The sequence below is a fragment of the Duganella caerulea genome (assembly GCF_040362985.1).
Lineage (GTDB): Bacteria > Pseudomonadota > Gammaproteobacteria > Burkholderiales > Burkholderiaceae_D > Rugamonas > Rugamonas vulcania.
The window spans coordinates 1-11,147 of the sequence record NZ_BPWJ01000025.1; the positions used below are offsets into that span (position 1 = coordinate 1).

General features: G+C 68.6%; 11 protein-coding genes and 1 pseudogene. 7 read left to right on the forward strand and 5 right to left on the reverse strand.

Annotated elements, in window-relative coordinates:
• The 3 genes from ACUJB0_RS31555 to ACUJB0_RS31565 all read right to left on the reverse strand — a co-directional run.
• Positions 1-317, reverse strand: a 317-nt coding sequence (locus ACUJB0_RS31555; protein WP_444848710.1) for an anti-sigma factor family protein, incomplete at its 3' end; no start/stop codon positions are given.
• Complete coding sequence (locus ACUJB0_RS31560; RefSeq protein ID WP_444848711.1) at positions 314-817, reverse strand: RNA polymerase sigma factor; 504 nt, start codon at positions 815-817, stop codon at positions 314-316. The genes ACUJB0_RS31555 and ACUJB0_RS31560, both read right to left, overlap by 4 nt.
• A 9-nt stretch (positions 818-826) precedes the next feature.
• Positions 827-1,192 (reverse strand): COG4315 family predicted lipoprotein, encoded by a 366-nt coding sequence (locus ACUJB0_RS31565; protein ID WP_444848712.1) that lies wholly within the window; start codon positions 1,190-1,192, stop codon positions 827-829.
• Positions 1,193-1,322: 130 nt separating this feature from the next.
• On the opposite strand from ACUJB0_RS31565, the gene ACUJB0_RS31570 reads away from it, so the two are divergent.
• Positions 1,323-1,844, forward strand: coding sequence for a DUF4142 domain-containing protein (locus ACUJB0_RS31570; RefSeq protein ID WP_444848713.1), 522 nt, complete (start codon positions 1,323-1,325; stop codon positions 1,842-1,844).
• A 210-nt stretch (positions 1,845-2,054) separates the two neighbouring features.
• Positions 2,055-4,907, forward strand: coding sequence for a diguanylate cyclase (locus ACUJB0_RS31575; protein ID WP_444848714.1), 2,853 nt, complete (start codon positions 2,055-2,057; stop codon positions 4,905-4,907).
• Here the strand turns inward: ACUJB0_RS31575 and ACUJB0_RS31580 are convergent.
• Positions 4,904-5,362 carry an OsmC family protein gene (locus ACUJB0_RS31580; RefSeq protein WP_444848715.1) on the reverse strand — a complete coding sequence of 153 codons (459 nt, stop codon included), beginning with the start codon at positions 5,360-5,362 and terminating at the stop codon, positions 4,904-4,906. The genes ACUJB0_RS31575 and ACUJB0_RS31580 overlap by 4 nt on opposite strands.
• Before the next feature lie 79 nt (positions 5,363-5,441).
• Here ACUJB0_RS31580 and ACUJB0_RS31585 point away from each other — a divergent pair, with 79 nt between their 5' ends.
• The 5 genes from ACUJB0_RS31585 (at position 5,442) to ACUJB0_RS31605 (ending at position 10,793) form a co-directional block, all read left to right on the forward strand.
• Positions 5,442-6,002 carry a DNA-3-methyladenine glycosylase I gene (locus ACUJB0_RS31585; protein WP_444848716.1) on the forward strand — a complete coding sequence of 187 codons (561 nt, stop codon included), beginning with the start codon at positions 5,442-5,444 and terminating at the stop codon, positions 6,000-6,002.
• A complete protein-coding gene (gene mnmC1, locus ACUJB0_RS31590) occupies positions 5,999-7,870 on the forward strand; it encodes an FAD-dependent 5-carboxymethylaminomethyl-2-thiouridine(34) oxidoreductase MnmC1 (protein ID WP_444848717.1) in 1,872 nt (623 codons plus the stop codon). The genes ACUJB0_RS31585 and mnmC1 overlap by 4 nt, the downstream gene beginning before the upstream one ends.
• Positions 7,871-7,988: 118 nt before the next feature.
• Positions 7,989-8,714, forward strand: coding sequence for a sensor histidine kinase (locus ACUJB0_RS31595; RefSeq protein WP_444848718.1), 726 nt, complete (start codon positions 7,989-7,991; stop codon positions 8,712-8,714).
• Entirely contained in the window at positions 8,711-10,444 is a 1,734-nt protein-coding gene (locus ACUJB0_RS31600) for a tetratricopeptide repeat protein (RefSeq protein WP_444848719.1), read from the forward strand. Before ACUJB0_RS31595 ends, ACUJB0_RS31600 begins: the two co-directional genes overlap by 4 nt.
• A 166-nt stretch (positions 10,445-10,610) precedes the next feature.
• Entirely contained in the window at positions 10,611-10,793 is a 183-nt protein-coding gene (locus ACUJB0_RS31605; RefSeq protein ID WP_229213338.1) for a hypothetical protein, read from the forward strand.
• A gap of 16 nt (positions 10,794-10,809) precedes the next feature.
• Here ACUJB0_RS31605 and ACUJB0_RS31610 read toward each other — a convergent pair.
• Positions 10,810-11,147, reverse strand: a pseudogene (locus ACUJB0_RS31610) (PhaM family polyhydroxyalkanoate granule multifunctional regulatory protein); the annotation flags it as partial.

Genomic DNA, 11,147 nt, shown 5'->3' on the forward strand with positions numbered 1-11,147 from the left:
GCCACGGTCAGCGCCAGCATGGCGGCCAGGCGCAGGGCCGGCGGCCAGGCCGGGCCGGAGCCCGGGACCAGCCAGCCGGGCCAGCCGTGGCGGTGCGCGGGTGGCGTCACGCGGGCGGTCATGGCCGGCGGCAGCGGCTGCTCCAGCACCGGCTGGTACAGCGCGCGCAGTGCGGCGTCATGGTCGCGGTAGGCTTGCAGCCGCGCCGCGTCGGCCGGATGCAGCAACAGGTGGGCGTCGACCGCGCCGCGCCGTTCGGGCGCCAGGCGGCCGTCGACCCAGGCTTGCAATTCGGCTTCGGTAACAGGGGAATTCATTTGACCACCTTGAGCGTGGAGGGCAGGGGCTGGCCCTGCAGGATCAGGCGCAGCCTTTCCCTGCCGCGGGACAGGCGCGACATCACCGTGCCGAGCGGAATATCGAGGGCGGCCGCCACCTCGTCGTAGCGCATCTCTTCCAGCGCCACCATCAGCAGCACCTCGCGCTGTTCCGGCGGCAGCTGCTGCAGCGCCTGGTCCATGTCGCGCAGGGCCAGGCCGTGGGCGGTGGTGTCGGCCATGGCCGGCTGCAGCGCGTCGTCGAGCGGCTCGGTGGCCAGCGACGGCCGGCGCTGCTGGTCCGCGTGCAGGTTGTGCATGATGCCGAACAGCCAGGCGCGCATGTCGCTGCCGCGCCGCCAGCTGGCCAGCCGGTCCCAGCCGCGCTCGACGGTGTCCTGCACCAGGTCGTCGGCCTCGGCGCGGCCGCCCAGCAGCGCCCGCGCGTAGCGGCGCAGGCGCGGGATGCAGGCGATCAGGCGCTCGCGTTCGTCTTGCATGGACGGCGCTTAGTCCTTGACCACGTGCCAGATGTCCTTGAAGTTGTCGCCGTTGCGGTCGCCCGGCTTGAGGTCCTTCTTGAACAGGTACAGCGGCTTGCCCTTGTAGGCCAGCTGCTTGGCGCCGTCCTCGCGGGTGATCGCGGAATACGGCGCGGCCACGCTGGCCGCCGGCACCACGGCCGGCCAGTTCTCGCTGCACGGGCCGTTGCAGGCGCTGGTGCCGCTGCCGGCCGCGTCCTTGTCGAAGGTGTACACGGTCATGCCGGTCGCGTTGACCAGGATGCCGTCTTTTTTCGTGACGGAGTCGGCGTGGGCGGCGCCGGCCAGCAGCGCGGCGGCGAGCAGGAGGGACAGGCGGGGGGCGATCTTCATGGCATGAGTCCTTTACGGTTGGGTTGAACGGCGACGCGAAACGGCGCTGTTATTGCGTATACGTAAGGTACGACCGGATTATTCCCTCGACCGTAAAATAAATTTTCCGATCAATGAACGGGAGATACCAATGAAAAAGCAACTCATCATTGTCGCCGGCCTGGCCGTGGCGGCCATGTCGCCATCCTACGCCCAAACGCTGAACAAGGGCGACCAGCACATCCTCACCCAGCTGGCGCAGGCCAATATGGCCGAGGTGGAGGCCGGCAAGATCGCCCTGCAAAAGGCCAGCAAGCAGGAGGTCAAGACGTTCGCGCAACAGATGGTGGATGACCACACCAAGGGCTTGCAAGCCGTGCAGGATGTGGCGCGCAGCAAGAACGTCACGCTGCCGACCGAACCGGACGCCAAGCAAAAGCGCATGAGCGAGCACCTCAACAGCCTGAGCGGCGAGGCCTTCGACCAGGCGTACCTGAAAAACGCCGGCGTGCAGGCGCACAACGAAGCGCACAAGCTGGTCGCCAGCGCGCAGAAGCACGCCACCGACGCCGACGTCAAGGCGCTGGCCGCCAAGCTGCAGCCGACCGTGGACCAGCATTTGCAAACCGTGCAAGCGATGGAGGGCGGCAAGCACGCGACCACCAAACAGTGAGCGATCGGCGGCCGAATATTTCCCCGTGTTAAAATAATTTCTCTTGGGAACTAAAATCTCTTTGATTTCAGGGACTTAAAAAGGGCTGCCAGGGCAGTCCGTAAACTGTGGAATAATGCTGTAACAGCGCATACATGCGCTAAGGCAATGGCGCCTGCCGCTCCGACCGGGAGCGGGTAGCACACAGTAAAGGGAAGTTATTTGGTGAATATGTTCGCGCACGATGTGGAGCTGGCGCGCTGGCAGGCGGAGTTGTCTGAAGCGCAAGGTTCGTCGCGTCTGCCCCTGTTGTCGGCGCTGGCCTGGCACCTGCGCCAGCGCGAGCCGTCGCGTGCGCAAACCCTGGCCGCCGAGCTCACGCCGCTGCTGGCCGCGCTGCCCGAGGCCGAGGCCGCCGTGCAGCGCGCCCGCCTGCTGCTGATCGGCGCCGAGGCCGAATGGCTGAACGGGCGGCTGGACTCCGCCCAGCACCAGGCCGAGCAAGCGCTGCGGCAGCTGGAGCAGGCCGCCGCGCTGCCGGCCAAGGCCCAGCGCGTGCGCGCGGACGCCTGCTGGGTGCTGGCCTGGGTCGCCAACGACCGCGGCAACAGCAGCGCCGGCGGCCACTGGCTGGAGCAGGCCGCGCTGGCCGCGCGCGTCGGCGGCGACCCGCTGCGCATCGACGTCATCGACGCCGCCTCCGGCATCTGCGATACCTTCCGCGACTGGAAGGCCGCGCAGGAGCGCTGGAGCGGCCGCTTCGGCACCGACCTGGAGGGCGTGGCGCCCATCGCGGCCGGCTGGATCAGCGACTTCTTCGGCACCTGCGCCTTCCAGCGCAGCGACTACGGCCGCGCCATCGGCCATCTCATGCTCAGCTACGAGACCGCGCTGGCGACCGGGCAGATACGGCGCGCCATTATCGTCGCCACCAACATCGGCAACGGCTTCACCAGCCTGAACGCGCACGAGGCGGCGCTGGACTGGATGCAGCGCGGGCTGGACCTGGCGCGCCCGACCGGCTGGCCGCTGAGCATCGGCATGTGTCTGATGCAGACGGCGGAGACCCTGCGCCAGCTGGGCCAGCGCGAGGCGGCGCAGACGCTGCTGCGCGAGGCGCTCAACACGCTGGCGCCCTTGTCCGGCTCGCGCGCCTATGCGGTGGCGCTGGAATACCAGGGCGACCTGGCGCTGGACCTGGGCAACCACGCGGCCGCGCTGGACAGCTTCACCCGCCTGGCCTCGCGCGGCGACGCGCTGGGCCAGACCGACTTCCGCAGCAGCGCGCGGCGCGGCCAGGCGCACGCGCTGTCGCACTTGGCGCGGCCCGAGGAGGCGCTGGCCGCCGCGCAGGGCGCGCTGGCGCTGGCGCACGAACACGCCGACGCCTCCAGCCAGATCGCCGCGCTCAATGTACTGGCCGACATCCACGCGCGTCACCAGCTGCCGCCGCCGGCCGACATGAAGGCGGCCAATCCGGTGCTGCATTACCTGCAGCTGGCGCTGGAGATCGCCGCCACCATCGAAGGCTACACCGTGCCCGGCGCGCTGCTCGACGCCACCGCGCGCGAGTACGCGGCCATCGGCGACCACGCGCGCGCCTACGCGATCGCGCTGCAGGCCAGCGCGGCGCGCGACCAGACCCACAGCCAGCAAGCCACCAACCGCGCCATCGCGATGCAGGTGCAGTACCAGACCGAGCGCGCGCAGACCGAGGGCGAGCATCACCGCCAGCTGGCCGCCGCCGAAGCGCAGCGCGCCGAGGTGCTGCAACAGACCAGCGCCACGCTGGAGCACCTGAGCGCCATCGGCCAGGAGATCACCGCCCATCTGGACGCGGCGGCGGTGTTCCGCGCGCTGGACCGCCACGTGCATGGCCTGCTCGATGCCACGCACTTCTCGGTGTTCCTGCTGGAGCCGGGCGGCGAGTGGCTGGCCTGCGCCTTCGGCGTGGAGGCCGGCAATCCGGTGCCGCCGGTGCGGGTGCCGCTGTCGGACCCCAACGCCAACTCGGCGCGCTGCGTGCGCGAGCGGCGCGAGATCCTGATCGAACTGGGTGAGGCCGATGTCACGCCCAACCTGATCCCCGGCACGCTGCCGACTCTGAGCCTGATCTTCGCGCCGCTGCGCGTGGGCGAGCGCGTGCTGGGCGTGATGACGGTGCAGTCGCTGCATGAACGCGCGTACGGCGAGCGCGAACGGCTGATCTTCCGCACGCTGTGCGCGTACGGCGCGATCGCGCTCGATAACGCCAGCGCCTACCGCCAGGTGGCGGCCACGCTCAAGACCCTGAGCGCGACCCAGGAGCAGCTGCTGGAGAAGAACGTGGAGCTGGAGCAGGCCTACAAGGCGCTGGAGGAAGTGAGCCTGACCGACCAGCTGACCGGCCTGCGCAACCGCCGCTTCTTCCTGCAGAATGTCGACGCCGATGTGGCCATGAGCCTGCGCGGCTACGACACCAGCCAGCATCGCGAGCTGACCGAGTGCGACCTGCTGGCGCCCAACGACCTGGTGTTCTTCATGGTCGACCTGGACCACTTCAAGGAAGTCAATGACCGTTACGGCCACGCGGCCGGCGATTCCATCCTGGTGCAGATGCAGGAGCGTTTGCGCGAAGTGTTCCGCGAATCGGATTATGTGATCCGCTGGGGGGGCGAGGAGTTCCTGGTGCTGGCGCGCGCCACGCACCGCGACGAGGCCCATGTGGTGGCGGAGCGCATGCGCCGCGCCGTGGCCGACCGCGATTTCCTGCTGCCGGACGGCGCGCGTTTGTCCAAGACCTGTTCGATCGGGTTTGCCTGCTTCCCCTTCCTGCCGTCGCAACCGCGTTTGCTGTCATGGTCGCAGGTGGTGGAGCTGGCCGACCAGGGCCTGTACATCGCCAAGCGCTCCGGCCGCAACGCCTGGGCGGCGCTGTACAGCACCGCAGCCACGCGCCCGGACGGCATCTTCCCGCGCCTGATGCAGCAGCTGGACCAGGCGGTGGCCGATGGCGAGGTTCGGCTGGTCAGCAACCTGACCGGGCCGCTGGTGCTGGGCGGCGAGCGTCGCCGCGTGGGTTTGTCCAGCGACCTTGAGACCTAGGCCGCTTCGACCACCACTTCGCAGTTGAGCGTATTGGCGATGTAGCACTTGTCGTGCGCCTCGTGGTGGATGGCTTCCAGCTCCTCGGCGCCCGGCGGCGCGGTGCCGGCGAAGGCGATCACCGGCCGCAGCGCGATGCGCGTCATCGCCATTTTGCCGGCGGCGTTCTTGCCCATCTGGCCGACGGCGTGGTCGCGGTAACTGTCGACGGTATGTCCGCGCTTGGCGGCGATCGACAGGAAGAACAGCATATGGCAGCTGGATGTTGCGGCCACCAGCGCCTCCTCGGGATCGACGGCTGCGGCATCCGACATCGGCAGCGGCACCGACAGCGGCGACGACGATGCGGGCACCGTGGCGCCGCCGTCGAACTGCCATGCGTGGGCGCGGCTGTAGCGCTGTCCCAGGAAGTCCTGCCCGTTGCGCGTCCATTCAATCTTCGCTTCGAATTGCATGCCAATCTCCGTCGAGGTGAGGGGCCTATATGATAGCCCACTTGTTATACTGTCGGCTTCTCCCCGATCCTTCTTCGCCATGACCAAGACGCGCTGCAGCTGGGCCAATCCCGCCAATCCTCTCTACCTCGAATACCACGACAAGGAATGGGGCGTGCCTTGCCACGACGAGCGCCGTTTGTTCGAGATGCTGAACCTGGAGGGCGCGCAGGCTGGCCTGAGCTGGGAGACGATACTCAACAAGCGCGAGAACTACCGCGCCGCCTTTGACCAGTGGGACGCGGAAAAGATCGCCGCCTACGACGCCGACAAGGTGGCGGCGCTGCTGGCGGATGCCGGCATCGTGCGCAACCGCCTGAAGGTGGCGGCGGCCATCACCAACGCGCAGGCCTATCTTCGCCTGCGTGCCAGCGGCACCACGCTGGACCAGTGGCTGTGGGCTTATGTCGGCGGCAAGCCGCTGGATGCCGCCGACGGGCCGCGCCCGGCCAAGACCGAGCTGTCGGACCGCATTTCCAAGGACCTGGCCAAGCTGGGTTTCAAGTTCGTCGGCTCGACCATCATCTACGCATACATGCAGGGCATCGGCATGGTGAACGATCATGCGCCGGACTGCTTCTGCCGGACGCGCAAGCGATGACGCGGCGCGTGGTGCTGGACACCGATTTCGGCCTCGGTGAGCGATTCATGGCCGAGTGGCGCGGCTTGCCGCCGCAGGGCGTGCTGCACTATCTGGCGGTGACGCCGAACGTCCCAAGCGCGGACACGATCGCCGATACGGTCGCCGCCTCGGTGCCCGACACGCTCGCCGACACGAGCGGCGCGCAGTTGCGTGCCCTGTGGCCGCTGGACGTGCCGGGATTCCACCGCATCCTGCTCGATGATGGCCGCGTCACGCTGGACCTGCTGGTCGGCGCGCTCGATGCCGTGCTGCCGCAGGTCGCCGCGCGGGTCGACGCCTTCCATGTGGACGCCTCATTCCCCGCATCGCAGGCGCGCGGGCTGGCAAAGTTGGCCGTGCTGGGCGCCGCCCTGCACGCGCGTGCGCCGGACGAGGCGCTGGCATGGGCGTTGACGGCGGCGGGCTTTGTCTGCAAAGCCATCGACGGCACGCAGGACATCGGCGCCGTCTACCAAAGCCGCAGGCCACAACCCGCACCGCCGCCGGAGCCGGTGCGGCGCGCGATCGTGATCGGCGCCGGCGTGGCCGGATCGGCGGCTAGCCATCGCCTGTGCGCCAGCGGCTGGGAGGTCACGCTGATCGAGCGCCACGCCGCGCCGGCGCAGGAGGCGTCCGGCAACGTGGCCGGCATCTTCATGCCGCTGCTGTCGAAGGACGACAATATCCCAACGCGCCTGAGCCGCGCCGCCTACACCTTCGCGCTGCGCGAGTGGCGGCGGCTGGGCGGCGTTGGCCGCGTGTTCGACGGCGCCAGCTGCGGCGTGCTGCAACTGGCGCGCGACGCCGACCATGCGACGGTGCAGCAGGACGTGGTGGCGGCCTGGAACTACCCCGAGGAATACGTGCGCTGGCTGGACGCCGATGCCGCCGGCGAACTGCTGGGCGGTGCCACGCCGCATGGCGGCTGGCTGTTCGGGCAGGGCGGCTGGGCGCGTCCCGCGTCGCTGTGTGCGGCGATGCTCGATGCGTGCGGCGAGCGTCTGCGGCGCGTGTTCACCACCGAGGTGCTGGACCTGCAGCGCGTGGACGGCGAATGGCAGGTGCGCGGCGGCGACGGCGCGTTGATCGCGCAAGCGCCCACCGTGGTGCTGGCCAATGGGACCGGCGCCGTCAACATCGCGCAGGCGGCCGAACTGCCGCTGTCCCGGCTGCGCGGCCAAGTTACCCACCTGCCGGTGCCGGATGCCGCCCATGCCGCGACCACGCCGCTGACGCCCGATGACGTCCGCGCCGCGACCGCGCCAGCGCCGTCGGCGCAGGACGGGGCCCATGCCGCGACCGCGTCAACGCCGCCGATGCACGGCGACGCCCGCGCCGCGACCGTGCCGGCGCCTCCTGCGCCGCCGATTCTGCCGCTGGTGGTTTGCCGCGAGGCTTACGTCACGCCGCCGTCCGGCGGCATCGTCTGCGCCGGCGCCACCTACGACAACGACGACGATCCCGAGCTGCGCATCGAAAGCCAGCTGGAAAACCTGACCCGCCTCGCCGAGATCGTGCCCGGCGAGGCCGTCGCCGCGCTGGCCGCCACCGCGCCGCTGGCGGGCCGGGTTGGCTTCCGCTGCGCCGCGCCGGACCGCCTGCCGCTGGCAGGCCCGCTGCCCGACTACCCCTCCGCCGGCCGCCTCGAACGCCTGCGCGACGTGCCGCGCTATCCCGGCCTGTATGGCCTGCTGGGCTACGCCTCGCGCGGCTTGATCTGGGCGCCGCTGATGGCCGAACTGCTGGTGTCGCAGCTGGAAAACGCGCCGCCGCCGCTGGAGACCATGCTGGTCGACGCGCTCGATCCCGGCCGCTTCCTGCTCAAACAGCGCCGCCGCAGCCAGTAGCCGCCGGCCGCCTTGCGTTGCGTGCGCGCCAACGCAGCGTTGGCGCTGCTATATCAACAGGCTATAATTGCGGCACAAATAACAATCCCAACCCGCGCCGTCCATGGAGAGCCGAACGATGGATGAAGAAGATGCGCAGCACCACGAAGGTTCGCCGGAGCTGTTCATGTTCCTGGCGTCGACTGTGCACGACATGAAGAATTCGATCGGCGTCCTTAATGGCACGCTGGAGAACCTGCTGGCCGCCGCGCCCACCACACCCGAGCAGCCAGGCTACGGCCAGCTGGCGCAGATGCTGTACCAGACCAAGCGCCTCAACGACAACCTGATCCAGCTGCTGGCGCTCTACAAGGACGTCGGCAAGCCGGGCTACCCGTTCGACCCCGCGGCATGCCGCGTCAGCGAGTTGGTCGAGCAGGTGGCGGCGCAGGCGCGCATCCTGCTGCAATCGCGCGGCATCACGCTGGACCTGGACTTCCCGCCCGACGCCATCTGGACCCTGGACGAGGACCTGATCATCGGAGTGCTGGTCCACGCCATCAACAACGCCATCCGCTACACGCGCGACCGCCTGCGCCTGGCGATCCGCATCGACGGCGACTATCTCGAACTGCGCGTGGAGGACAACGGCGACGGCTTCCCGCCATCGCTGCTGGAGGCCGGCGTCAGCGCGATGAACAGCCAGCGCAGCGCGATCAACTTCCTCAACAACAGCAGCGGCCTCGGTCTCTACTTCTCCAGCGAAGTGGCGAAGATGCACAAGTACCGCCAGCGCAGCGGCGGCATCGCGCTGGAGAACGGCGGCACACTGGGCGGCGGCTGTTTCGTGCTGCGATTGCCATGAGCGGCGCCGAGGCGATCGCCGCCGCCACCGCCGAAGGTGACGTCGACTGGGCAGAGAAGCGCTACCTGCTGGTGGACGATTTCGTCGGCATCCGCCAGCTGCTGCGCGAGTCGTTGCGCAACCTCGGCGCCAAGCATATCGACCAGGCGGCCAGCGGCGGCGAGGCGATGATGCTGCTGTCGAAGACCCGCTACGACGTGGTGCTGTGCGATTACAACCTCGGCGACGGCAAGAACGGCCAGCAGGTGCTGGAGGAGGCGCGCATCCGCAACCTGATGCTGCCCAGCAGCGTGTGGCTGATGGTCTCCGCCGAGAAGAGCGTGGAGTCGGTGATGGGCGCGGCCGAACACCAGCCGGACGCCTACATCATCAAGCCGATCACCGAGGGCGTGCTGTTGACGCGCCTGAACCGCGTGTGGAACAAGAAGCAGATCTTCCGCGAGATCGACCAGGCCTTCGCCGACAAGGACTACCTGCGCGCGGCCCGCCTGTGCGACGAGCAGATCGCCCACGACCGGCTGCACGAGATCGACCTGCTGCGCATGAAGGCCACGCTGCTGCTCAAGAGCGGCGAGCCGGAACAGGCGCGCAAGGTGTACGAGCAGGTGCTGGAGGAGCGCGACTACAACTGGGCGCGCTGCGGCCTGGCCAAGATCCTGATGAACAACGGCGAGCTCGATGCGGCGCTGACCATGTTCCAGGCAGTGATCACCGATAACCGCTTCTACATCGACGCCTTCGACCAGCTGGCCAAGACCTTCCAGTTGCTGGGCAAGACCGAGGAGGCCTTCGGCGTGCTGGAAAAGGCCGCCAAGCTGTCGCCCAATTCGGTGCCGCGCCAGCGCGCGCTGGGGCAGACGGCCCTCAAGCTGGGCAACATCCCGGTGGCGGAGAAGGCCTTCCGCAAGTGCATCGAGATCGGCGAGTATTCGGTGATGAAGACGGTGGACGCCTTCTTCGGCCTGGCGCGCGTGTGCGCGCAGAAGAACGACACCAAGGAAGCCATACGCCTGCTGAACGCGGCGGTCCACCAGTTCGGCGGCGACCAGGTCGAGCTGCGCGCCAAGATCACCGAGGGCCTGGTGTATCACGAGACCGGCGACTACCGGCGCGCGCGCAAGTCCGGCGACGAGCTGGAGGCGATGCTGGCCGACGAGACCAAGCAGCGCCCCGACACCGAAACCTGCCTCGATATGGCGACGCTGCTGTTCGCGGTCGGCGTGAAGGAGGCGCCGGTGGGGCTGCTGTGCTACATCACCCGCAACAACCATGACAACGCGCCGCTGCTGGAGGACGTGCAGAAGATCTTCGACAAGGCGCGCATGACCGACGAGGGCGTGGAGCTGATCAAGGCTTCGCGCAAGGAAGCGGCGGACATGATGAACAAGGGTGTGCTGCTGTGGAAGACCGGTAAGCTGATCGAGGCGGTCGAGTGGATGCGGGTGGCGCGCAAGGCGCTGCCGCACAATATGCGCATCCTGTTCAACTCCGCGCAGATCCTGATCTCGCAGCTGCAGCAGACCGGCTACGTGCGCGAGCTGGCCGACGAGGCGATCGCGGTGCTGATGCATGTCGACGCCATCGCGCCGGGGCAGCAGCGCTTCGCCCAGCTGATGGAGCAACTGGCGCTGCTGGCGCCGATGTCGGGCGTGGTGGCGGCGGCCGCCGCCAGCGAGTACGAGGCGGCCAACGGCGCCATACCGGACCGCCCCCAGGACATGCGCGGGTGACGGCTGGACGCAACAACGCGCGTCGTAGCAGCCTTGTTTCCGGCCCGGCAAATGATTACACTGAATCGCGGCGCAGCCCTGTCTGCGCCTTGAATCGCCGTCAATATTGAGGGCAAATAAAGGGCACCAATCTATGCGCGATATCGCAAAAGAAGTTTATACGAAAATGAAAGTCGGCAGCGTGGCCTGGATACGCCCGGTCGCCGCCAAGGGAGATACGCTGGACAGTTTTCAGTCTGCCCACGACAGCGCCAAGGTGCTGGAAGAGGAAGGCCTGATCGATATCGAGAAGGTGCAGCGCCAGGCCGATGGCCTGATCGACGCCATCCGCATCCAGCGGCTGGCGTGACCGGCGCTGCCGGCGGCTAGGCCTTGTCGGCGGCCGGCTTCTTGACCGGTGCGCGTTTTTTGGCCGGGGCCTTCTTCGGCGCGGCGCTGGCCGTGGCCGGGGTGGCGGCAGCCGCCGGCTTGGCCTTGGCGGCCGGCTGCGTGGCCGCCGCCGCGAACTTGGCCGCCGTGTCGGTGGCGCGCGCGGCCGCCGTGGCCATCATCGATTCCGACGCCATCGCCGTCGACACGGCCTGCTTGAACTGATCCTGCAGCATGTTCCACCAGATGGCCGGATTGGTCATCGGGGTGGCCGCGGACTTGGCGGCTTCCTCGGCTGCCGGTTTCTCGGCGGCTGCGGGGGCTGGTGCGGCGG

Excerpts from the sequence above, each read along its gene's own strand:
- ACUJB0_RS31560 (WP_444848711.1), bottom strand. The coding sequence starts at position 817 with ATGCAAGACGAACGCGAGCGCCTGATCGCCTGCATCCCGCGCCTGCGC.
- ACUJB0_RS31565 (WP_444848712.1), bottom strand. The coding sequence starts at position 1,192 with ATGAAGATCGCCCCCCGCCTGTCCCTCCTGCTCGCCGCCGCGCTGCTG.
- ACUJB0_RS31570 (WP_444848713.1), top strand. The coding sequence starts at position 1,323 with ATGAAAAAGCAACTCATCATTGTCGCCGGCCTGGCCGTGGCGGCCATG.
- ACUJB0_RS31575 (WP_444848714.1), top strand. The coding sequence starts at position 2,055 with ATGTTCGCGCACGATGTGGAGCTGGCGCGCTGGCAGGCGGAGTTGTCT.
- ACUJB0_RS31580 (WP_444848715.1), bottom strand. The coding sequence starts at position 5,362 with ATGCAATTCGAAGCGAAGATTGAATGGACGCGCAACGGGCAGGACTTC.
- ACUJB0_RS31585 (WP_444848716.1), top strand. The coding sequence starts at position 5,442 with ATGACCAAGACGCGCTGCAGCTGGGCCAATCCCGCCAATCCTCTCTAC.
- mnmC1 (WP_444848717.1), top strand. The coding sequence starts at position 5,999 with ATGACGCGGCGCGTGGTGCTGGACACCGATTTCGGCCTCGGTGAGCGA.
- ACUJB0_RS31595 (WP_444848718.1), top strand. The coding sequence starts at position 7,989 with ATGGATGAAGAAGATGCGCAGCACCACGAAGGTTCGCCGGAGCTGTTC.
- ACUJB0_RS31600 (WP_444848719.1), top strand. The coding sequence starts at position 8,711 with ATGAGCGGCGCCGAGGCGATCGCCGCCGCCACCGCCGAAGGTGACGTC.
- ACUJB0_RS31605 (WP_229213338.1), top strand. The coding sequence starts at position 10,611 with ATGAAAGTCGGCAGCGTGGCCTGGATACGCCCGGTCGCCGCCAAGGGA.